This window comes from Streptomyces sp. NPDC007189, assembly GCF_040703635.1.
Lineage (GTDB): Bacteria > Actinomycetota > Actinomycetes > Streptomycetales > Streptomycetaceae > Streptomyces.
On the sequence record NZ_JBEYEY010000002.1, the window covers coordinates 501,320 to 521,710 of the forward strand.

Below are 20,391 nucleotides of genomic sequence, written 5' to 3' on the forward strand. Positions count from 1 at the left end.
GCCAGTGCCGGTACTCAGTGCCGGTGCATCCGGTTGGCGACGGCGTGGCCGACGAACAGGTACACCACCGCGGCCAGACCGTACCCGGCCACCACCCGGGCCCACGCCTCGTCGAAGGTGAACAGGTCGTGCGACCAGCCGGCCAGCCAGGCGGCGGCTTGGTGGACGAACTGCACCAGGCTGTTCGCCCGGTTGGCGTCCAGCAGATACATCAGGATCCACAGGCCCAGGATCACAGCCATGATGTCGGCGACGACCGCGATGACCGTCCCGGCCTGATTCGCGCTGTTGCGATATCGAGGGGACATACCTTCCGGATTGCCGGGCCGCGACCGGTGAAACCCGAACGGCGGACGCCGAGTGGCGCCGTGGGCCACACCGGGTGACGCTGCCGGAGGAAGCCAACCGCTCGGGGAGGAGAGGTACCGGAGGATCCCGTGCCCGTACCCATACGGCGTCTCTGTGTGGCGCTCACCCTGTGCTGCGCCCTGCTGGCCGGTTCCACCGCCTGCGGCAGCAGCGAGAAGACCAGTACGAAGGACACCGCGGCGGTACCGGCCCTGCAGGCCGTCCCGGCCGCCGCCACCCCCAGCCCGACGACCTCCGCGGAGAAGCGCAAGTTCGCCAAGACGCGCTTCGTCGTGGACGCCGGTCTCGCGGCCGGCGCGACCTACCAGTGGATTGTGAAGCCGTACAAGGCCGGGAAGTTCAAGAAGGGCGCCCACGGCCGCAAGACGGCTCTGGTCAAGGCCGCCCTCGCCGGCGCCTTCACCTACAACCGCCTCAAGGCCGCCGTCCGCAACGCCAAGGCCGACCCCACGCTGTCCAAGGCGCTCGCACCGCTCAACTCCGCCATCGCCGGCCTGAAGGACCTGCCGTCCAAGCTCCGCAAGGGCGACGGCAGCGCGGTGAACTCCTTCAACGACACCATCGACAAGGTCAAGGGAGCGGGCGCGGGCGCCGGCGCCCCGGTCAAGGACAAGGTGCCGTCCGCCTCCCAGCTCAGGGGAAGCAGCTAGCCGTTCCGCTGTCCCCTGATGTCTTGACGTACCGTCAGTTTCCTTTCCGGAGGCGGCTGTACGACGACAACGGCCCCCCGCCCGGAAGGGCGAGGGGCCGTATGCGGCGCTTGCGGCGGACTCAGCCGCGCTGGATCCCGGTGGTGTCCTGCAGGACGCCACGGCGGCCGTCCTGGGTCTGCGCGACGAGCGCGGCACCGCGCTGCTCGACGGCCAGGTACCAGGTGCCCGGCGCCAGTTCGGCGATCGGGTTCGGCGAACCGTCCTCCGAGAAGAGCGGACGGGTCACCGGCACGGCGAACCAGAACGGCGAGAAGTCACCGGCGGGCGGCTGCGCGGCGGCCGGAGCCCCCTGCGCGGCCGGCTGCTGCTGCCCGAACGGCTGCCCCGGCTGCGGCTGCGCACCGTACGGCTGGCCCGGCTGCGGCTGGGCGCCCGGGTAGCCGTAACCCCCGGGCGGCTGGGCGCCGTAGGGCTGCGGGGCGACCGGCTTGGGGGCCGGGAGCAGGGCGGCCTGGAGGGCCGGGACCAGCGGGGTGGCGACGGCGGCGCCCGCGAGGACCAGGGCGGCGATGAGACCGAGGATGAGGCCGGTGCCGGCGCCGACCTTCGAGCTGCCCAGCTCGTCGCTGAACGCGCCCAGCGGGTCGACGATGGTCCAGAACGAGGTCCATGCGGCGAAGATCGTGAAGGCGACGCCCACATGACCGAGGTCGAGGCCGGCGACCTTGCGGGGCTGCGGAAGCGCGCGGGCGACGATGATGAGGACCGCCCCGATGATGCCGCCGACGTACATGCTCATCACCAGGCCGAGATTGTCCCAGGCGTTGGGGATGTCGCTGCCGTCGGTGTCGAATGTGTCGAGGAACGACGCGATGAACAGCACCACCGCTGCTCCGATCACCACGCCGTCGCCTCTAGTGAGGGAGCGGATATTCACCTTAGGTCCTTCGTAGGTCGTCTCGTCGTCGGTAGACACTACCGTCCGCAAGATCCGGCCGTCCGGCCGTATCCGCCTGCCGGTCACGACTCGCGCAGGAAACTCACGATTCCCTCAGAGATCCCCTGCGCCGCCTTCTGCCGCCAGGCTCCGCTGGTCAGCAGTGCCGCGTCCTTGCTATCGCGCATGTTGCCGCACTCGATGAACACCTTGGGAACCGTTGACAGATTGAGACCGCCCAGGTCCGTGCGTGTGACGAGACCGGTGCCTTTACCGAGGTAGTTGGACGGCGGCTCACCGGTGTCACGCAGGAAGTTGCCCGCGACGCGCACGCCGAGGGCGTGCGAGGGGCCGACGATGTTCCGGGTGTCGGCGGCACCCGCGTGCACCGGCCCCGGCAGGATCACATGGAAGCCGCGGTCGCCCTCGGCGGCGCCGTCGGCGTGGATGGAGATCGCCGCGTCCGCGTGCGCCTCGTTGCCGACCCGCGCCCGCTGGTCGACGCAGGGCCCCCAGGCGGGGCTGCCGCCGTCACGGGTCAGCTTCACCGTGGCGCCCTGCTTCTCCAGCAGCGCGCGCAACCGGTGCGCGACGTCCAGGGTGAACCGGGCCTCGGTGTAACCACCGTTGGTGGACGTCCCGGTGGTGTCGCACTCCTTCCAGTTCGTGCCGATGTTCACCTTGCGGTTGATCTCGGCCGTGTGCTGGAAGTTGCCGGGGTTGTGCCCGGGGTCGATGACGACGACCTTGCCCTTGAGCGGCCCGGCCGCTCCGGAGGGACGCTTCCCGTCGTCCGAAGCGGAGGGGGAGCCGGTGGGGGACGCGGCGTGGGCCGCCGGTGACGAAGGCGCGCCGGACGCACCGGACACGGGAGCCGCGGGCGCCGTACGGTCCGCGCCGCCCTTCCCGGCACCGCCGCCCACCGCCTCGTACACCACCCAGCCGAGCAACGCGCCGGGCACCAGCGCGGCGAGCGCCACGGTCAGCGGACCACGCCGGGACCGACGCGACTGCGGGGGATCGAACTCCGGGCCTAGATAGGACACATCTGCCACCCTAACGGCTGTCCAGGGTGCCCAGGCGGCCGGTGACGGCCCTACAGGTGACGTGGAACACCGGTGCTTCCAGCAGCGGACGCTCGCTGCGAGCAAAGACCAGGTGACCCGAAAACCCCGCGAGACTAGATCCCCGCTCCCGTTCGCCGCAGCACGCGCAGGGAGCCGGTCGCCGGGACTTCCGTGAACGCGCCGGAGTCGAGTGCCCGCAGGTACACGCGGTACGGCGCCTGCCCGGTGAACTCGTCCTCGGGTTCAGGGAAGACGTCGTGGATGACGAGGAGGCCGCCCTCGGCCACGTGCGGCGCCCAGCCCTCGTAGTCGGCGGCGGCGTGCTCGTCGGTGTGGCCGCCGTCGACGAAGACGAGGCCGAGCGGGGTGTTCCAGAGCGCGGCGATCTGCGGTGAGCGCCCCACGAGGGCGACCACGTGCTCTTCCAGGCCCGCCTTGAACAGCGTCCGCCGGAAGGCCGGCAGCGTGTCCATCAGGCCGACCTCCGGGTCGACGGTGTCCGGGTCGTGGTAGTCCCAGCCCGGCTGCTGCTCCTCGCTGCCCCGGTGGTGGTCCACCGTCAGCGCCGTGACCCCGGCCTCCCGGGCCGCGTCGGCGAGCAGCACGGTGGAGCGGCCGCAGTACGTCCCCACCTCCAGCAGCGGCAGGCCCAGCCGCCCCGCCTCCACCGCAGCCGCGTACAGCGCCAGCCCCTCGTCCACGGGCATGAACCCCTTGGCCGCCTCGAACGCGGCCAGGATCTCGGGCTTGGGGGCGGAGGCGGGCATGGGGGGCCTTTCGGTCGTACGGCGGTGGCAGCGGCCCCCAGGAGGGCGCGGGGAACTGCGCGACCAGCCACGACGGACCCGCAGTCGCCGGCCGGCAGTACCCCCCCCGAGTTCTACGCGCTGACAACCTCTCCAGGCAAGGAAAGATCCAGCTCGACGGCTCGCTCCTCCCCGGAGTGCGTGGCGGCGGAGGCGCGCGGCCCGTGGCCGGAGGCCTTCGCGGCGAGGACGTACGCCCCCTGCGCCGGCACGGCGAGGACGTAACTGCCGTCCTCTTCGGTGACGGTCGCGCCCGCCTGCCGGCCCCGCCGGTCGATCAGCGTGACCTTGGCGCGGGCGACCGGAGTGCCGTCGGCGCCCAGCACCCGGCCGCGGAAGCCGCGCAGCACCTGCTCGGCCCGCTCCAGCACGGCGTCCTCCTCGCTGCTGGCCCGCAGCTGGGTGTGCTGCGGCCGGCCCGCGCGGCGGGCGCTCGGCAGGAACAGCGCGAGCAGCAGACCGACCGCCACCGCGGCCGTGGCGATCAGGAAGGACACGCGGAACCCGTGCATGGTCGGGATCGCGACGCCGCCGACGTTCTGCGCCGTGTTGGCCAGCACCATCCCGACGACGGCGCTCGACACCGAGGTGCCGATGGACCGCATCAGGGTGTTGAGGCCGTTCGCCGCGCCGGTCTCCGAGGCCGGCACCGCGCCGACGATCAGCGCGGGCAGCGAGGAGTAGGCGAGGCCGATGCCCGCGCCGAGGATCACCGAGGTGACGATCGTCTGCCAGGCGGCGTCCATCAGGCCGAGCCCGCCGCCGTAGCCGATCGCGATGATGAGCAGGCCGATGATGAGGGTGGTCTTGGGGCCGTACCGGGCGGACAGCCGGGCGTACACCGGCGCCGTGAACATCATCGTCAGGCCCAGCGGGGCCACGCACAGACCCGCGACGACCATGGACTGGCCGAGGCCGTAGCCGGTGGCCTTCGGCAGCTGGAGCAGCTGGGGCAGGACCAGGGAGACGACGTAGAAGGCGACGCCGACCATGATCGAGGCGAGGTTGGTGAAGAGGACGGCCGGGCGCGCGGTGGTGCGCAGGTCGACCAGGGGCGCCTGGCTGCGCAGCTCGTACAGGCCCCACAGCAGGAGGACGGCGACCGACCCGGCGAACAGGCCGAGCGTCGTGCCCGACGACCAGCCCCAGTCGCTGCCCTTGGTGATCGGCAGCAGGAGGAGCACCAGACCGCCGGACAGGCCGATGGCGCCGAGCAGGTCGAAGGAGCCCTCGGCGCGCATGGCGGACTCGGGGACGACGAGCAGGGTCAGGGCGATGGACAGCACGCCGAGGCCGGCGGCGCCGTAGAACAGGGCGTGCCAGTCGGTGTGCTGGGCGACCAGGGCCGCGGCGGGCAGGGCGAGGCCGCCGCCGACGCCGATGGAGGAACTCATCAGGGCCATGGCCGAGCCGAGCCGTTCGCGGGGCAGCATGTCGCGCATCAGGCCGATGCCGAGCGGGATCGCGCCCATGGCGAAGCCCTGGAGGGTACGGCCGACGATCATGGTGAGCAGCTGGCTGGTGAGGGCGCTGATCAGGGCGCCGACCACCATCACGGCCAGGCTGAGGATCAGCATCCGCCGCTTGCCGTAGAGGTCGCCGAGCCGGCCCATGATGGGCGTGGCCACGGCGCCGGACAGGAGGGTCGAGGTGAGGACCCAGGTGGCGTTGGAGGGCGCGGTGTCCAGCAGTTGCGGCAGGTCCTTGATGACCGGCACGAGCAGCGTCTGCATCACCGCGACGACGATGCCCGCGAAGGCGAGCACCGGGACCACGGCGCCGCTGGCCCTCCGGGGCGGCTGGTCGGTCGTCGTGTGGGTCATTGAGTGAGGCCTCCCGTGTACATAAGTGCCGGGTAAACCTCGTATGCACAGGCAACTATTCCGTTGCTTCGGGCTGCTAATGAATTCTTGACCTTATCATGGGTTTCTGACGGTCATTCAGACGCTGGAGGCGTGTGGGGCGTAGGCCGCAGGCCCTAGGGCACTCGTGGTCCGAAAAGCCGATGCAAGGACCGTAACCGGCTTGAGACCATGACGCCCATGCTGGAAGCCGCCGACACCGCACCCCGTATATCCCGCCGCACGGCACCGCCCACCTGGCTGGTGGTGGCACTCGCCTGCGCCGGACAGTTCCTGGTCGTACTCGACGTGTCGGTGGTGAACGTCGCCCTGCCGTCCATGCGGTCCGGGCTCGGCCTGACCGCGACCGGCCTGCAGTGGGTGGTGAACGCCTACGCGATCGCCTTCGCCGGGTTCATGCTGCTCGGCGGCCGGGCCGGCGACCTCTACGGCCGCAAGCGGATGTTCCTGGTCGGCCTCGGCCTGTTCACGCTGGCCTCGCTGGGCGGCGGCCTCGCCCAGGAGGGCTGGCAGCTGCTGCTGGCGCGGGCCGTGCAGGGCCTCGGCGCGGCGGTGCTCGCCCCCTCCACGCTGACCCTGCTGACCTCCGCCGTGCCGGAGGGAGCGGCGCGGGCGCGCGCGATCGCCACCTGGACCGCGGTCGGCGCCGGCGGCGGAGCCGCGGGCGGGCTGGTCGGCGGGGTGCTCGTGGACGTGCTGTCCTGGCGCTGGGTACTGCTGATCAACGTGCCGGTGGGCGCGCTGGTGCTGGCCGGCTCGGTGCTGTGGCTCACCGAGAGCCGCGCCGGTGACGGGCGGCGCCTCGACCTGCGGGGTGCGCTGCTCGTCACGGCGGGCCTCGCCACCCTGGCCTACGGCATCTCGCAGACGGAGGCGGAGGGCTGGACGGCCCCGGCCACGCTGACACCGCTGCTCGCCGGGCTGCTGCTGATCGCCCTGTTCCTGCTGGCCGAGGCCCGTACGGCGGCTCCGCTGATGCCGCTCGGCCTGCTCCGGCTGCGCCCGGTCGCCTCGGCCAACGCGGCGATGTTCCTCTCCGGCTCGGCCATGTTCTGCATGTGGTACTTCATGACGCTCTACGCCCAGAACGTCCTCGGGTACTCGCCGCTGGAAGCCGGTGTCGCGCTCGTCCCCAGCTCGCTGGCCGTGGTCGTCGGCTCCAAGCTGGCGCCGCGCCTGATGCGGCTCGCGGGCCCGCGGAACGTGGCGGCGCTGGGCACGCTGGTGGCCGCCGCCGGCTTCGGCTGGCAGTCGACGATGAGCGCGCACGAGGCGTACGTCACCGCGATCATGATCCCGGGCGTCCTGATGATGCTCGGCGCGGGCCTGGCGGCGACCCCGCTCGCCTCCCTCGCCACCTCGGGGGCGGCGCCGGGCGAGGCCGGCGTGGTCTCGGGGCTGGTCAACACCTCGCGGACGATGGGCGGTTCGCTGGGGCTCGCCGTGATGTCGACCGTCGCCGCGGCCGGCACGGGCTCCGGGCACGGGCCGGGGGCGCTGACCCACGGCTACGCGCTGGCGTTCCGGGTCAGTACGGCGGTGCTGCTGGGCGGGGCGGTGCTGATGCTGGTGTGGCTGCCGCGCAGGGCCACCGGGGCGCGGAGCTGATCCGGCGGCTCGGCGGCGGCTCACAGCCAGCCCTGCTGCCGGGCCTCCCGTACCGCCTCCGCCCGGTTGCGGGTGCCGGTCTTGCCGATCGCCGAGGACAGGTAGTTGCGCACGGTGGACTCCGACAGATGCAGCCTGCCGGCGATGTCGGCGACCGTCGCGCCGTCCACCGACGCCTTCAGCACCTCGCACTCACGCGCCGTCAGCGGATTCGGCCCGGCGCTCAGCGCGGCGGCGGCGAGCGCGGGATCGACGACGGTCTCCCCGGTGAGCACGCGCCGGATCGCCGCGGCCAGCTCCTCCACGGGGCCGTCCTTGACGAGGAACCCGGCAGCGCCGGCCTCCATGGCCCGGCGCAGATAGCCGGGCCGGCCGAAGGTGGTGAGGATCAGCACCCGGCAGTCGGGCGCCTGCTCGCGCAGCTCGGCCGCCGCGTCCAGACCGCTGATGCCGGGCAGCTCGATGTCCAGCAGGGCCACGTCCGGGCGGTGGGTGAGCACCGCGTCCACGATGCCGTCGCCCGAGCCCAGTTGGGACACCACCTCGATGTCCTCCTCCATGCCGAGCAACAGCGCGAGCGCACCCCGCATCATGCCCTGGTCCTCGGCGAGCAGCACCCGAATGGACTTCACGGTCCGGTGCTCCCGGGGCATCTCGTTCATGGCTTCAGATTACGGCGGGGAACACGGCGACCTTGACGGCTTGGGGGGGGCGCGCTGGCGGCTTTGGAGGGTTGATCCTCTGCGGCTCCGGCGTGTGTCCCGGCGAGGCTTTGGGGCGGCGCCTTCGCGGCCGGGGTGCTCCGCGGTGCGTCCCTTACGGCTTTGAGGTCGCGGCGCTGTACGGCTTTCGGGGTGCCGCCCTTTTGTGGCTTCCGGTGCGCCCCTCACGGCTTCGGGGGGTGCGTGCCTCACGGCTTCGGGGGTGGCCCTCCACCGCTCCCGGGTGCGTCCGTGACGGCTCCGGGTGCGGCCCTGCGCGACTCCGGGGTCTGCCCTTAAGGCTCCCGGGGCGTTTCTCCCCGGCTCCCGCATGCCACCCGAAATCCCGCCCCACCCCCGCACCCACCCCACTAACCTCCCCTCATGCCCCAGCCCTCCACCGCCCGTTTCTACGACAGCCTGGCCGACGACTACCACCTGATCTATCCGGACTGGGCGGCGAGCGTGCGCCGGCAGGGTGTGGTGCTGGACGCCCTGGTGGGCCGGGAGCGGGCGGCTGTGCTGGACTGCGCCTGTGGGATCGGGACGCAGGCCATCGGGCTGGCGTTGCGCGGCCACCGGGTCATCGGGACCGATCTCAGCGTGCGGGCCGCCGCCCGGGCGGGCCGGGAGGCCGCCCAGTGGGGGGCGACGCTGCCGACGGCCGGCGCGGACATGCGGCGACTGCCGTTTCCCGGCGGCCGGTTCGACGCCGTCGTCTGCGCCGACAACTCGCTGCCCCACCTCCTCACCGAGCCCGACGTGCGCGCCGCGCTGGCCGAGATGCGCAGGGTGCTGCGGCCCGGTGGACGGCTGCTCGTCAGCACCCGGCCGTATGACGAGCTGCTGCGCGAGCGCCCGGTGTCGACACCGCCGCAGGTGCACGAGTCCGCGGACGGCACCGGGCGGACGGTCACCTTCCAGCTGTGGCACTGGCACGAGGACGGCGAGCACTACGACCTGGAGCACGTCCAGCTGGTCCCGGGCCAGGGCGACCAGGAGGACTCGGGGGAGTGGCGGGTCCGGGTCCGGCGGGCCGCCTACTGGGCGCTCGGCCGCGACCGGCTCGCCCGGTTCGCGGCAGGTGCGGGATTCACCCAGGTCGCCTGGCTGACGCCCGAACAGACGGGTTTCTTCCAGCCGTTGCTCACGGCGCGGGCCGATTAAAGACTCTCCCTTTTCCGGTGCGGCAGGGGTTGACGGCCCTGGGCGGCGCCCAAACAATCGCCCGTGCATTTCAGGAAACCCCCGCCGTAATTCCGCTGCCGAATAGTTCGGTATTTCGATCGAACGGCGTCCGAGATACCGAACGATGCGGCCAGACCACGTCGAGGTGCACCCGTGCTCCTGAGAACCCCCCGCTCCCGCCCCCGGCGCCCGCGCGGCGCCGCCCTGTCCGTGCTCGCCGTCTGCGCGACCCTCGCCGCGCTGCTCCTCGGCGCCGGCGAGCCCCGGGCCGCCGCCGCCGGCTCGCTGCCCTGCGACGTCTACGGCGCCGCGGGCACCCCCTGCGTCGCCGCGCACAGCATGGTCAGGGCGCTGTACTCCTCGTACAACGGCCCGCTCTACCAGGTGCAGCGCGCCTCGGACGGCGCCGCGAAGGACATCGGGCTGCTCTCCGCCGGCGGCTACGCGAACGCCGCCGCCCAGGACTCCTTCTGTTCCGGCACGACCTGCGTCATCACCAGGATCTACGACCAGTCCGCCCGCCACAACGACCTCACCGTCGAGGGCGCGGGCGGCGCCGGGAAGGCGGATGTCGGGGCGCCCGCCGACGCCCTGCCGGTGACCGCCGGCGGCCACCAGGTCTACGGCCTGGAGATCAGCGCCGGCATGGGCTACCGGGACAACTCCACCTCCGGCGTCGCCACCGGCGGCGCCGCCGAGGGGATGTACATGGTGACCTCCGGCACCCACGTCAACGGCGCCTGCTGCTTCGACTACGGCAACGCCGAGACCAACAACATGGACACCGGCAACGGCCACATGGACGCCATCAACTTCGGCACCGAGTGCTGGTTCTCGCCCTGCTACGGGCAGGGCCCCTGGGTGCAGGCCGACCTGGAGAACGGGCTGTTCCAGTCCGACGCCGGATACAGCAGGAACAGCTCCGACACCGGCACCGGACCCCTTCCGTTCGTGACCGCGCTGCTGAAGAACAACGGCCAGAACCATTTCGCGCTGAAATGGGGAAACGCGCAATCCGGCGGGCTGACCACCACCTATTCCGGCGGTGAGCCGACCAGGAGCGGATACTCGCCCATGCACCAGGAAGGCGCGATCGTCCTCGGCACCGGCGGCGACAACAGCAACGGTTCCGTCGGCTCCTTCTTCGAGGGCGTCATGACCTCCGGCATCCCGACCGACGCCGCCGACGACGCCGTCCAGGCCGACATCGTCTCCGTCGGCTACGGCGGCGCCACCGGCAGTACCGGCACCCTCGGCCCCGGCTCGGAGATCTCGCTGCGCGCCACGACCTCCTGCTGCACCGCCGACTACGTCCGCCACCAGAACGACGCCGGCGTCATCTCCCCGATCACGTCGGGCAGTTCCAGCCTGGACAAGAACGACGCCACCTGGATCGTGCGCCGTGGCCTGGCGAGCAGCTCGTGCGTGTCCTTCGAGTCCCGCAACTACCCCGGCGACTACCTGCGCCACTACAACTACAAGCTGTACCGGCAACCCATGGACGGCACCGCCCAGTTCCGGGCCGACGCCACCTTCTGCCCGCAGACCGGCAAGAGCGGCACCGGCACCTCGTTCGCGTCGTACAACTACCCGGCCAGATACCTGCGCCACTTCAACCACAGCCTGTACATAGCGAGCGACGGCGGGTCCAACGACTTCGACAGCGGCACGTCGTGGACCGACGACGTCAGCTGGGTGGTCAGCCGGCCCTGGGCGCCGTAGCCACCGCAGCCGCGAACTCGGCGGAGACCACCGGGAGTTCGGCGGTCACCGTGAAACCGCCGCGCGGCGACGGGCCGGCCCGCAGTGAGCCGCCCGCCGCCGCGAGGCGCTCGGTCAGCCCCTTCAGGCCGGTCCCGCCGATCCCCGGCTCGGACCGGCTCACCGGCCGGCCGCTGCCGTTGTCCGAGACGGTGAGCGCGGTCCGCTCGGCGCCGCTGTCCACGGTGATCTCACAGCGGCTCGCGTCGCTGTGCCGCACCACGTTGGTCACCGCCTCCCGCACCACCCAGCCCAGCAGCGCCTCCGTCTGCGGCTCCAGCGGCACCCCGGACTGCCGCACCACCGGCTCGATGCTCGCCGCCGACAGCGCCGAACGCGCCCGGGTCAGCTCGGTGGCGAGGCTGCCCTCCCGGTAGCCGGTCACCGCCTCGCGGATCTCGGTGAGCGCCTGCCGGCCCACCGACTCGATGTCCGCGATCTGCCCCAGCGCCGCGTCCAGATCGCACGGTGCCAGCCGCCGGGCCGCCTCCGACTTCACCACGATCACCGACAGCGTGTGCCCCAGCAGGTCGTGCAGGTCCCGGGAGAAGCGCAGCCGCTCCTTCTCCACCGCGCGCCGGGCCAGTTCCTCGCGGGCGGCGCGCAGTTCCCGTACGGCCTCGGACAGGCCGAGGATGGCGGCGGTCACCATGCTGGAGAGAAAGGTGCCGTAGGCGATGTTCACCGCGTCCGAGCCGTCGCGGACGTAGGAGACCGCCCCCGCGTACCCGGCCAGCAGCAGACCCGTGCGGCCGAGCCACGGACCGCGCAGCGCCGCACCCGCCGCCAGCCCCAGCAGGGGGAAGAACATCAGCCAGCTGCCGCCGTAGCCGAGCGCCAGGGCCGTGGTCACCAGGGCCATGAGCAGCAGCGCCAGCCGGGTGGAGACCGCCTCGCGGGTCTCCCGCCGGAAGGAGCGGAAAGTGACGTAGATATACAGGGTGTTGAAGGTCACCAGGCCCACGCCGCCGATCCACGGGCTCGGCGTCCTGCCCTGGAGGAGGTTGGAGAAGGCTCCCATCCCCATCAGCAGCCACGGCAGCAGCGCGAAGCCGGTGGGCGGCGGGCCCGGATGGTCGACGTCCGGGTCCCTGCCCTCCTTGCGGGCGGCCCGCTGCGCGGCCTTGAATCGCTCGTGCTCGGCCTGCCACTGGCGCCGCTCGGCCCGCAGGGCCCGTAGCTGGCACCGAACTCCCGACACCCACGTCATGTCTCTTGTTTCCCCCGGTCAGATGGTCCCCGCCCGACGGCGGTACGACAGCACGGCGTACGAACCGAACAGCAGCAGCCAGGCCGTCAGCACGATGATGGCACCGGCCCCCGGCGCATGCCCCTGCGATACGGCGGTGCCCAGCTGGGCGAACCGGTGGGTGGGGGTGTACGCCGACACCGCCCGCAGCCAGCCCGGGAAGAGGCTCACCGGGAACCACAGCCCGCCGAGCACCGCGAGCCCCAGATTGCACACCATGTTGACCACGCCGGTGGCGGGCCCGGTCAGCCGGTAGCCGTTGCCGAGGCCGAGCAGCGTGAACGGGACCGAGCCGAGCCACAGCAGCAGCGCGATGGCCACCCAGTGGCTCGCCGCCAGCCGTACGCCGTTGACCAGTCCGCCCGCCGCCAGAACGGCGACGATCGACGGCAGCACGGTCACCACGCCGGTCAGGGCCCGTCCGGTCACCACCTCGCGGGGAGTCATCGGGGTCACGCGGAGCTGTCGCAGCCAGCCGGTCGCGCGGTCCTCGGCGACGGCGCCCCCGGTGTTCAGCGCCGACCCGACGGCGCCGTAGGCGGCCATGCCGATCATCGAGGCCGTCTTCCAACTCCCTTGGTTCTCCCCGAGGTTGGTGAACAGCAGGTACATCATCACCGGCATGGCCACGCCGCCGACGACGAAGCCCGTGTCGCGCAGGGTGCGCAGGGTCTCCAGGCGGATGTAGGCGAGCATCAGACGGTCTCCGGGGTGTGCGGGGGAAGGGGGCGCTGCGTCGTCGTCCGGGTGCGGGTCCCGCCGCCCTCGACGGCATCGTCCTTGGCCGTGATCGCCAGGAAGGCGTCGTCCAGGGACGCCCGAGACACCTCCAGGTTCCTGATCGCCCCCAGCCCGGCCAGGGCGATCACCGTCGCGTCCGAGTCGTCGGTACGGAGGCGGGCCCGGTCGCCGTACACCTCCACCGAGCGCACCCCGGGCAGCAGGCCCAGGGCCTTCGGCTCCCGGCCCGCCAGGTCCACGCACACCAGGCTGCCCCCGGCCGCGCGGCGCAGCTCCTCACCGGTTCCGTCGGCGACGATCCGGCCCCGGTCGATGACCACGATCCGGTCGGCGTAGGCGTCCGCCTCCTCCAGGTAGTGCGTGGAGAACAGGACGGTGTGGCCGCGCCGGGCATAGGCGCGCATCGACGCCCAGAAGGCGTGCCGGGCCTCCACGTCCAGCGCCGCCGTCGGCTCGTCCAGCACCAGCAGCGCCGGGTCCCCGCACAGCGCGACGGCGAACCGCACCCGCTGCACCTGCCCCCCGGACAGCCGGTCCACCCGCCGCCCGGCGAGGTCCGCGATCCCGGCCAGGTCCAGCGCCCGCGCGACCGGCATCGGCGCCGGATAGCGGGAGGCGACGAACCCGACCAGTTCCGCCACGGTGACCCGGGGCACCGGCCGTGCGTCCTGGAGCATCGCGCCCACCCGGCCCGCCCGCACCGCGTGCTCCGGCGCGGCGCCGAACAGCTCCACCGCGCCGGCGTCGGGCTCGTACAGCCCGAGCAGCAGCCCGATCGTGGTCGACTTGCCGGCGCCGTTGCGGCCGAGCAGGGCCACGGTCTCCCCGCGCCCGATATCCAGGTCGACCCCGTCCACGGCCCGCACCGCGCCGTACGTCTTGACCGCCCCCGTGAAGGACACGGCGGTGTTCTCCGTCTGTGTCATGTCTACGACGTTACGGAGCGCGGCCCCGTTGGAGGCAGAGGCGCATGTACGGACTCGGGCAGGACAAATGTCACCGACGCTGATCTGACGCAGCGTCAGGTGTCTTCACAAGCGTGGACCGCTCGGCTATACAGAGGGCGCCGGACTGGAACGCGTTGCAGGTCGGCCCGCAGCCAGTGTCAGGAGCCGTATGCCCATCGACGCGAGCCGCGCCCTCGCGGCCGAACCCCGGACCGGGGGGATCTCCTGGACCGCCAAGGACGTCCAGCTCTACCACCTCGGCATCGGCGCGGGAGCCAACCCCGACAAGGACGACCCCGCCACCGACCCCGACGAGCTGCGCTACACGCTGGAGTCCCGGCTGCACGTCCTGCCGAGCTTCGCCACCGTCGCCGGCTCCGGCGCGCCCGGCGTGATCGGCGGGCTGTCCGTGCCCGGCGTGGACGTCGAGCTGGCCAAGGTCCTGCACGGCGGGCAGAGTCTGCGGATCCACCGCCGGATCCCGGCCGAGGGCACCGCGACCGCGACCCACCGGCTCGCCGCCGTCCACGACAAGGGCAAGGCCGCCGTCCTGGTCCTGCGCACCGACGTCGCCGACGCCGCCGGCCCGCTGTGGACCACCGACGCCCGGATCTTCGTACGCGGGGAGGGCGGCTGGGGTGGCGACCGCGGCCCCTCCACCCGTCTCGACCCGCCCGCCACCGGACCCGACCGGACCGTCGAACGCCCCGTCCGCCCGGACCAGGCCCTCCTCTACCGCCTCTCGGGCGACCGGAACCCGCTGCACGCCGACCCCGAGTTCGCCGCACTCGCGGGGTTCGACAAGCCGATCCTGCACGGGCTGTGCACCTACGGCATCACCCTGAAGGCGGTCGTGGACACGCTGCTCGGCGGCGATGTGACCCGGGTGCGGTCGTACACCACCCGCTTCGCGGGCGTCGTGTACCCGGGGGAGACGCTGCGCATCCGCATGTGGCGGCGGAAGGGGAGCGTCCAGGTGGTGGTGAGCGCGGTGGAGCGGGGGGACGCGCCGGTCCTCGCGGACACCGTCGTCGAGCACGGCTGAAACCGGTACCGAGGGTGGCCGGTTGTAAGGGTGCGGGCGGCGGCTGGGCCCCGCCGGGGTCCCGCGCGGTCCCACCGCGCCGGTGTGGAGCACGCGGTGGGACCGGCCCGGCGTCCAGGAGACGCCGGGGCGCCCGGTCTGCACTGCATCACGCTCGACCGCACAACGGCGGTCCCGCAGAGCCCTCGCAGCCTTCGGCCGCCGACCGGGCGGGGATACCGAACTGCCGTCAGGCAGCGGCCTCCGTGGTCTGCTCGGCCGGCTTGCGGTGCTTGCCGTGCGGAGCGGACTCGCTCTCCTGGGCCGCTACCGGGCCCCGGTGCCGGCCATGGCCGACCGCCTTCTGAGAGTCGGCAGACAGCTGCTGAGTCGTGCTGGTGTCGCTCATCGGAAGTAATTCACCCCGTCAACATGATCTTTCGTACAGCCGGGCGAGTCTAACCGGCACACCACGGGCCGAATCCAGGCGCACACGCCAACCGGCACTAGTTCGTTACAAGACGTCCCAGAGGCGCTTGCTGCAACGGCACCGGACGTGCCGTGACCTGCTCCGCAGGCTCCGCTCGCGCCGGCTCCGCAGGCCCCGGTTCCGGTTGCTGCGGCGGCGCCCCGGGCGCCCCGCCCGCCGTACCGTCCAGGCGCTGGACCGTACCTTCCGGATCCGCGTTCCCCGACCCCGCGGACGCATCGCGCTCCGCGGCCGCCTCCACCTTCGGCACCGTCAACTCCGCCACCCCGCACGGAGTCTCCTGCGTGGCGTACGGCAGCCGCAGCACCCCCTCCGGCGTCCACAGCCCGGCCCCGGCCAGCCACCCCAGGGGCGCCGGCAGATGGTCCACCCGCCGCCCGGCCGGCCGCCAGACGCCCACCCAGCTGCCGTACGGGCCGTCGATGCGCAGCGCCACCGCGCAGCTCTCCGGCATCAGCACCTGCCCGGGCTGGACCGCGAACGGCGTCACCGCGCAGTCCGGCACCCGGAGGCTCTCCGGGAAGCGCACCGGGAGCGTGCTGCCGAGCACGCCCCAGCCCAATCGTTCCTGCCCCGGCGAGGGCGCGTCGGAGGAGATGAGCAGCAGCCCGCTGTCGGGGTCGGCGAGCAGCAGCCGGTCGTCGCTGTCGGCCGCGATCTGCAGCAGCGGCGACACCTCGGCGCGCTCCAGGTCCACCACGACCGTCTTCACCGGCCCGCCCAGCTCCCGGTCCAGCGCCAGCATCCGCCCGGCGCGGTCCAGCCACACCCCGCCCGAGCAGCGCCCCGGCACCTCCGCCAGCCGCTCGGGGCCGAACGCCCCGCCCGCCACCAGCCAGACGGCGCTCGAGCGCGGCCCGACCGCGAGGGCGTACGCCCGGGCGCCTCCCGGCGCGGGCGGCAGCAGCGTGAGCCGGGTGCCGGGCTCGGGGCACTCCACCGCGCCCAGCGGCAGTTCACCGGTGCCGGGCCCGGTCGGGTACAGCAGCGAGAAGGCGTGCCGGTGCTCGACCAGCCGGTGGATCAGCACCCGGCCGTCGGACAGCGGCTGCACCTCGGTGCCGGGCTCCTCCGGCTGGTCGCCGGGCAGCGGCACCGCGTACGGCTCCGGGCCGTCCAGCGTCCAGCGCTCCGGGAACCAGGAGTCGCCGGCCGAAGCGAGCCGGGCCGCGTAGGCGCCGTCGGCCGTGAGGGCGAAAACCGGCCCCGGCACCCCGTCGGTCCCGTCCGTGGACGGGGGTTCGATCGCACAGGCCGTCATCGTTCGGTCACCTCCGGCGACGAAGCTAGTTTTCGCACGCACGGGCGTGGGACGGGCCGGGTCCGGCTTCACACATACGGGTGGTGCAGAAGCGATTCAGCTGAGGAAAACGGGACCTTTGTGCTGACCGGGGCAGAGCCGCCGTATGCGGTACGGCCGCGCAGGCCAGCCAGGTAGCCTTGCCCTCGTGCCCCGTCTGTCTGAAGTCATCGCCGCGCTGGAGACCCTGTGGCCCGCCGAGCGGGCCGAGTCCTGGGACGCGGTCGGCACGGTCGTGGGCGACCCCGGCCAGGAGGTCACCCGGGTCCTGTTCGCCGTCGACCCCGTGCAGGAGATCGTCGAGGAGGCGGTGAAGCTCGGCGCCGACCTGCTGGTCACCCACCACCCGCTCTATCTGCGGGGCACCACCACGGTCGCGGCGACCCACTTCAAGGGCCGTGTCGTGCACACGCTGATCAAGAACGACATCGCCCTGCACGTCGCCCACACCAACGCCGACACGGCCGACCCGGGCGTCTCGGACGCCCTGGCCGGCGCGCTCGACCTGCGCGTCGTACGGCCCCTGGTGCCCGACCCCACCGACCCGGAGGGCCGCCGGGGCCTCGGCCGCGTCTGCGAACTGGACCACCCGCTGACCGTCCGCGAGCTGGCCGAATGCGCCGCCCGGCGACTGCCCGCCACCGCGCAGGGCATCCGGGTGGCCGGCGACCCCGAGGCCGTCGTCCGCACGGTCGCCGTCAGCGGCGGCTCCGGCGACGGCCTCTTCGACCAGGTCCGCGCCGCCGGCGTCGACGCCTTCCTCACCGCCGACCTGCGCCACCACCCGGCGAGCGAAGCCGTCTCCGCAGGCCCCCTCGCGCTGCTCGACGCGGCGCACTGGGCCACCGAGTGGCCCTGGTGCGAGCTGGCCGCGAGCCAGCTCGACGAGATCTCCGACCGCCACGGCTGGGACCTCAGGGTCCACGTCTCCAAGACGGTCACCGACCCCTGGACCGCCCACGCGGCGTCCATCACCTCTAGCTGAACCCCGGGAGCCCCCAACTGAACGCCGCCCCCGCCGACCAGATCCGCCTCCTGGACGTCCAGGACCTGGACGTCCGGCTGCAGCAGCTCGCGCACAAGCGCAGGTCGCTGCCCGAGCACGCCGAGATCGACGCGCTGACCAAGGACCTCACCCAGCTGCGCGACCTGCTCGTCGCCGCGCAGACCGAGGAGAGCGACACCGCCCGCGAGCAGACCAAGGCCGAGCAGGACGTCGACCAGGTGCGCCAGCGCGCCGCCCGCGACCAGCAGCGCCTGGACTCCGGCGCGGTCACCTCCCCCAAGGACCTGTCCAACCTCCAGCACGAGATCGCCTCCCTCGCCAAGCGGCAGGGCGACCTGGAGGACGTGGTCCTGGAGGTCATGGAGCGCCGCGAGGCCGCGCAGGAGCGGGTGAACGAGCTGACCGAGCGGGTCGCCTCCGTCCAGTCGAAGATCGACGACGCCACCACCCGCCGGGACGCGGCCTGCGAGCAGATCGACAGCGAGGCCGCCTCGGTGACCAAGGAGCGCGAGGTGGTCGCCGCCTCCGTCCCGGCCGACCTGCTCAAGCTCTACGACAAGCTGCGCCAGCAGCAGGGCGGCGTCGGCGCGGCCAAGCTGTACGCCCGCACCTGCCAGGGCTGCCGTCAGGAACTGGCGATCACCGAGCTGAACGAGATCCGCACGGCGGCGCCGGACACCGTGGTGCGCTGCGAGAACTGCCGCCGCATCCTGGTGCGCACGGCCGAGTCGGGTCTGTAGACCTCGTAGACAAGGGGCTTGTCGGGTGCGGGAGTTCATCGTCGAGGCGGACGGCGGGTCGCGGGGCAACCCGGGGCCCGCGGGCTACGGCACGGTGGTGCGGGACGCGGCCACGGGCGAGCCGCTGACCGAGGCGGCCGAGTACATCGGCGTCACCACCAACAACGTCGCCGAGTACCGCGGCCTCCTGGCCGGCCTGCGCGCCGCCCACGCCCTCGACCCGACGGCCCGCGTCCACGTCCGCATGGACTCCAAGCTCGTCATCGAGCAGATGTCGGGCCGCTGGAAGATCAAACACCCCGCCATGAAGCCCCTGGCCACCCAGGCACGGGCGGTCTTCCCACCCGACCGGGTCACCTACGAGTGGATCCCCCGCGACCAGAACAAACACGCCGACCGCCTGGCCAACGAGGCGATGGACGCGGGGGCGAGGGGGGAGGAGTGGTCGGCTTCGGGGTCGACGGCGGCTCTGCACACGTCGGCGTCCGGGGCCGGAGCCGCGGGGGAGGTGCCTTCCAGCGAGCAGCCCCCTACGACCCCCAGCGAGCAGCACGTCTCGACACCGGGCTGGGGCAGCGCCCCCGACCTCGGCGCCCCCGCCACCTTCGTGCTGCTCCGCCACGGCGAAACCCCCCTCACCCCCCAGAAGCGCTTCTCCGGCAGCGGCGGCACCGACCCCGCCCTCTCCGCCGCCGGCCGCGAACAGGCCCACCGAGCCGCAGAGACCCTCGCCCGGCGCGGCACCATCCAGGCCGTCGTCGCCTCCCCCCTCACCCGCACCCGCGAGACCGCCGCCATCGTCGCCACCCGCCTCGGCCTGGACGTGACGATCGAAGAGGGCCTGCGCGAGACGGACTTCGGCGCCTGGGAGGGCCTCACCTTCGGCGAGGTCCGCGAACGCTACCCCGACGACCTGAACGCCTGGCTCGCCGACCCGGAGGCCCACCCCACCGGCGGCGGCGAGAGCTTCGCCGAGACGGCCGTCCGGATCGCCGCCGCCCGCGACAAGCTGGTCGCCGCGTACGCGGGCCGCACGGTCCTCCTCGTCACGCACGTCACCCCGATCAAGATGTTCGTCCGCCAGGCCCTCGGCGCCCCGCCCGAGTCCCTGTTCCGGATGGAGCTGTCGGCCGCGTCCCTGTCGGCGGTGGCGTACTACACGGACGGCAACGCCAGCGTCCGCCTCTTCAACGACACCTCACACCTGCGACCCTGAACCCACCCAGGCCCCCGAACCCGGCGCCCTGACCTCGCCGAGCCGCGCCGCGCTCCGCGCCAGCTCCTCGATCCGCGCCCAGTCGCCGGCGGCCACCGCGTCCGCCGGGACCATCCAACTGCCGCCCACACAGCCGACGTTCGGCAGCGACAGATACCCGGGCGCGTCGGCCGGTCCGATCCCGCCCGTGGGACAGAAACGGGCCTGCGGCAACGGCCCCGTGAGCGACCGCAGAAACGCCGTACCGCCCGCCGCCTGCGCCGGGAAGAACTTCATGTCGCGCACCCCGCGCTCCAGCAGCGCCACGACCTCCGACGCGGTCGACACCCCGGGCAGGTACGGCACCCCGGCCCCGCGCATCGCCGCCAGGAGCGCGTCCGTCCACCCGGGGCTGACCAGGAACCGCGCCCCCGCCGCCGTACTCGCGTCGGCCTGCTCCGGCGTGATCACCGTGCCCGCGCCGACCACGGCCCGCGGCACCTCGGCGGCGATCGCGCGGATCGCGTCCAGCGCCGCCGGTGTCCTGAGCGTCACCTCGATCGCGGGCAGCCCGCCCGCCACCAGGGCCCGCGCCAGCGGTACGGCGTCGGCGGCGTCGGAGACGACCACCACGGGCACGACGGGCGCGAGATCCAGCACGGAGGCGGCCGGGACGGAGGGCAGCGGTGAGGTCATGCCCTCATCGTGCCGACGTGGTGCACGTCCCGCAATGAGCGTTGCACATGC

At 72.9% G+C, this 20,391-nt stretch carries 20 protein-coding genes; 8 read left to right on the forward strand and 12 right to left on the reverse strand.

What is annotated here, in order from left to right:
- Positions 1-14: 14 nt before the first annotated feature.
- Entirely contained in the window at positions 15-308 is a 294-nt protein-coding gene (locus AB0950_RS05380) for a hypothetical protein (RefSeq protein ID WP_360143792.1), read from the reverse strand.
- 129 nt (positions 309-437) lie between these two features.
- On the opposite strand from AB0950_RS05380, the gene AB0950_RS05385 reads away from it, so the two are divergent.
- Positions 438-1,019: a hypothetical protein gene (locus tag AB0950_RS05385; protein ID WP_360571058.1), complete on the forward strand. Its 582-nt coding sequence runs from the start codon at positions 438-440 to the stop codon at positions 1,017-1,019.
- Between the two features lie 121 nt (positions 1,020-1,140).
- On the opposite strand, the gene AB0950_RS05390 is transcribed toward AB0950_RS05385, so the two are convergent.
- The 4 genes from AB0950_RS05390 to AB0950_RS05405 form a co-directional block, all read right to left on the reverse strand.
- On the reverse strand, positions 1,141-1,959 hold the full coding sequence (locus AB0950_RS05390; protein WP_360143786.1) for a hypothetical protein: 819 nt from the start codon (positions 1,957-1,959) through the stop codon (positions 1,141-1,143).
- A gap of 83 nt (positions 1,960-2,042) precedes the next feature.
- Positions 2,043-3,005: an N-acetylmuramoyl-L-alanine amidase gene (locus tag AB0950_RS05395; RefSeq protein ID WP_366777849.1), complete on the reverse strand. Its 963-nt coding sequence runs from the start codon at positions 3,003-3,005 to the stop codon at positions 2,043-2,045.
- A 134-nt stretch (positions 3,006-3,139) separates the two neighbouring features.
- Positions 3,140-3,793 carry a class I SAM-dependent methyltransferase gene (locus AB0950_RS05400; RefSeq protein ID WP_360143780.1) on the reverse strand — a complete coding sequence of 218 codons (654 nt, stop codon included), beginning with the start codon at positions 3,791-3,793 and terminating at the stop codon, positions 3,140-3,142.
- A gap of 113 nt (positions 3,794-3,906) precedes the next feature.
- Positions 3,907-5,655, reverse strand: a complete 1,749-nt coding sequence (locus AB0950_RS05405) for an MFS transporter (RefSeq protein WP_360571064.1) — start codon at positions 5,653-5,655, stop codon at positions 3,907-3,909.
- A gap of 210 nt (positions 5,656-5,865) precedes the next feature.
- On the opposite strand from AB0950_RS05405, the gene AB0950_RS05410 reads away from it, so the two are divergent.
- Positions 5,866-7,302, forward strand: a complete 1,437-nt coding sequence (locus AB0950_RS05410; RefSeq protein ID WP_360143774.1) for an MFS transporter — start codon at positions 5,866-5,868, stop codon at positions 7,300-7,302.
- Positions 7,303-7,322: 20 nt separating this feature from the next.
- Here AB0950_RS05410 and AB0950_RS05415 read toward each other — a convergent pair whose 3' ends face one another.
- Positions 7,323-7,964, reverse strand: coding sequence for a response regulator transcription factor (locus AB0950_RS05415; RefSeq protein ID WP_366777850.1), 642 nt, complete (start codon positions 7,962-7,964; stop codon positions 7,323-7,325).
- 423 nt (positions 7,965-8,387) lie between these two features.
- On the opposite strand from AB0950_RS05415, the gene AB0950_RS05420 reads away from it, so the two are divergent.
- Together AB0950_RS05420 and AB0950_RS05425 are read left to right on the forward strand one after the other, a co-directional pair.
- The gene (locus tag AB0950_RS05420; RefSeq protein ID WP_366777851.1) at positions 8,388-9,170 is read left to right on the forward strand and encodes a class I SAM-dependent methyltransferase; all 783 of its coding nucleotides are present in this window, start codon (positions 8,388-8,390) and stop codon (positions 9,168-9,170) included.
- 174 nt (positions 9,171-9,344) lie between these two features.
- On the forward strand, positions 9,345-10,913 hold the full coding sequence (locus tag AB0950_RS05425; protein WP_366777852.1) for an alpha-L-arabinofuranosidase B: 1,569 nt from the start codon (positions 9,345-9,347) through the stop codon (positions 10,911-10,913).
- Here the strand turns inward: AB0950_RS05425 and AB0950_RS05430 are convergent.
- From AB0950_RS05430 to AB0950_RS05440, 3 genes are read right to left on the reverse strand one after another with little or no spacing between them, the layout of a single operon-like run.
- Positions 10,891-12,162: a sensor histidine kinase gene (locus AB0950_RS05430; RefSeq protein WP_360143762.1), complete on the reverse strand. Its 1,272-nt coding sequence runs from the start codon at positions 12,160-12,162 to the stop codon at positions 10,891-10,893. The two genes, AB0950_RS05425 and AB0950_RS05430, sit on opposite strands and share 23 nt — an antisense overlap.
- Positions 12,163-12,180: 18 nt before the next feature.
- Entirely contained in the window at positions 12,181-12,897 is a 717-nt protein-coding gene (locus tag AB0950_RS05435) for an ABC transporter permease (RefSeq protein ID WP_360143759.1), read from the reverse strand.
- Positions 12,897-13,868: an ABC transporter ATP-binding protein gene (locus AB0950_RS05440; protein ID WP_366777853.1), complete on the reverse strand. Its 972-nt coding sequence runs from the start codon at positions 13,866-13,868 to the stop codon at positions 12,897-12,899. Before AB0950_RS05440 ends, AB0950_RS05435 begins: the two co-directional genes overlap by 1 nt.
- 190 nt (positions 13,869-14,058) lie before the next feature.
- Here AB0950_RS05440 and AB0950_RS05445 point away from each other — a divergent pair, with 190 nt between their 5' ends.
- Positions 14,059-14,934: a MaoC/PaaZ C-terminal domain-containing protein gene (locus tag AB0950_RS05445; RefSeq protein ID WP_366777854.1), complete on the forward strand. Its 876-nt coding sequence runs from the start codon at positions 14,059-14,061 to the stop codon at positions 14,932-14,934.
- A gap of 229 nt (positions 14,935-15,163) precedes the next feature.
- Here AB0950_RS05445 and AB0950_RS05450 read toward each other — a convergent pair whose 3' ends face one another.
- Both AB0950_RS05450 and AB0950_RS05455 read right to left on the reverse strand, forming a co-directional pair.
- Complete coding sequence (locus AB0950_RS05450; protein WP_360143750.1) at positions 15,164-15,322, reverse strand: hypothetical protein; 159 nt, start codon at positions 15,320-15,322, stop codon at positions 15,164-15,166.
- A 97-nt stretch (positions 15,323-15,419) separates the two neighbouring features.
- The gene (locus tag AB0950_RS05455; RefSeq protein ID WP_360143747.1) at positions 15,420-16,664 is read right to left on the reverse strand and encodes a hypothetical protein; all 1,245 of its coding nucleotides are present in this window, start codon (positions 16,662-16,664) and stop codon (positions 15,420-15,422) included.
- Between the two features lie 187 nt (positions 16,665-16,851).
- On the opposite strand from AB0950_RS05455, the gene AB0950_RS05460 reads away from it, so the two are divergent.
- From AB0950_RS05460 to AB0950_RS05470, 3 genes are read left to right on the forward strand one after another with little or no spacing between them, the layout of a single operon-like run.
- A complete protein-coding gene (locus tag AB0950_RS05460; RefSeq protein WP_366777855.1) occupies positions 16,852-17,688 on the forward strand; it encodes a Nif3-like dinuclear metal center hexameric protein in 837 nt (278 codons plus the stop codon).
- Between the two features lie 17 nt (positions 17,689-17,705).
- Positions 17,706-18,449, forward strand: coding sequence for a C4-type zinc ribbon domain-containing protein (locus tag AB0950_RS05465; RefSeq protein WP_360145449.1), 744 nt, complete (start codon positions 17,706-17,708; stop codon positions 18,447-18,449).
- A 25-nt stretch (positions 18,450-18,474) separates the two neighbouring features.
- On the forward strand, positions 18,475-19,665 hold the full coding sequence (locus tag AB0950_RS05470; RefSeq protein ID WP_360143741.1) for a bifunctional RNase H/acid phosphatase: 1,191 nt from the start codon (positions 18,475-18,477) through the stop codon (positions 19,663-19,665).
- Here the strand turns inward: AB0950_RS05470 and eda are convergent.
- Positions 19,648-20,340: a bifunctional 4-hydroxy-2-oxoglutarate aldolase/2-dehydro-3-deoxy-phosphogluconate aldolase gene (gene eda, locus AB0950_RS05475; protein ID WP_366777856.1), complete on the reverse strand. Its 693-nt coding sequence runs from the start codon at positions 20,338-20,340 to the stop codon at positions 19,648-19,650. The genes AB0950_RS05470 and eda overlap by 18 nt on opposite strands.
- Positions 20,341-20,391 lie beyond the last annotated feature (51 nt).

Excerpts from the sequence above, each read along its gene's own strand:
- AB0950_RS05380 (WP_360143792.1), bottom strand. The coding sequence starts at position 308 with ATGTCCCCTCGATATCGCAACAGCGCGAATCAGGCCGGGACGGTCATC.
- AB0950_RS05400 (WP_360143780.1), bottom strand. The coding sequence starts at position 3,793 with ATGCCCGCCTCCGCCCCCAAGCCCGAGATCCTGGCCGCGTTCGAGGCG.
- AB0950_RS05405 (WP_360571064.1), bottom strand. The coding sequence starts at position 5,655 with ATGACCCACACGACGACCGACCAGCCGCCCCGGAGGGCCAGCGGCGCC.
- AB0950_RS05410 (WP_360143774.1), top strand. The coding sequence starts at position 5,866 with ATGACGCCCATGCTGGAAGCCGCCGACACCGCACCCCGTATATCCCGC.
- AB0950_RS05415 (WP_366777850.1), bottom strand. The coding sequence starts at position 7,964 with ATGAACGAGATGCCCCGGGAGCACCGGACCGTGAAGTCCATTCGGGTG.
- AB0950_RS05420 (WP_366777851.1), top strand. The coding sequence starts at position 8,388 with ATGCCCCAGCCCTCCACCGCCCGTTTCTACGACAGCCTGGCCGACGAC.
- AB0950_RS05430 (WP_360143762.1), bottom strand. The coding sequence starts at position 12,162 with ATGACGTGGGTGTCGGGAGTTCGGTGCCAGCTACGGGCCCTGCGGGCC.
- AB0950_RS05435 (WP_360143759.1), bottom strand. The coding sequence starts at position 12,897 with ATGCTCGCCTACATCCGCCTGGAGACCCTGCGCACCCTGCGCGACACG.
- AB0950_RS05440 (WP_366777853.1), bottom strand. The coding sequence starts at position 13,868 with ATGACACAGACGGAGAACACCGCCGTGTCCTTCACGGGGGCGGTCAAG.
- AB0950_RS05445 (WP_366777854.1), top strand. The coding sequence starts at position 14,059 with ATGCCCATCGACGCGAGCCGCGCCCTCGCGGCCGAACCCCGGACCGGG.
- AB0950_RS05450 (WP_360143750.1), bottom strand. The coding sequence starts at position 15,322 with ATGAGCGACACCAGCACGACTCAGCAGCTGTCTGCCGACTCTCAGAAG.
- AB0950_RS05455 (WP_360143747.1), bottom strand. The coding sequence starts at position 16,664 with ATGACGGCCTGTGCGATCGAACCCCCGTCCACGGACGGGACCGACGGG.
- eda (WP_366777856.1), bottom strand. The coding sequence starts at position 20,340 with ATGACCTCACCGCTGCCCTCCGTCCCGGCCGCCTCCGTGCTGGATCTC.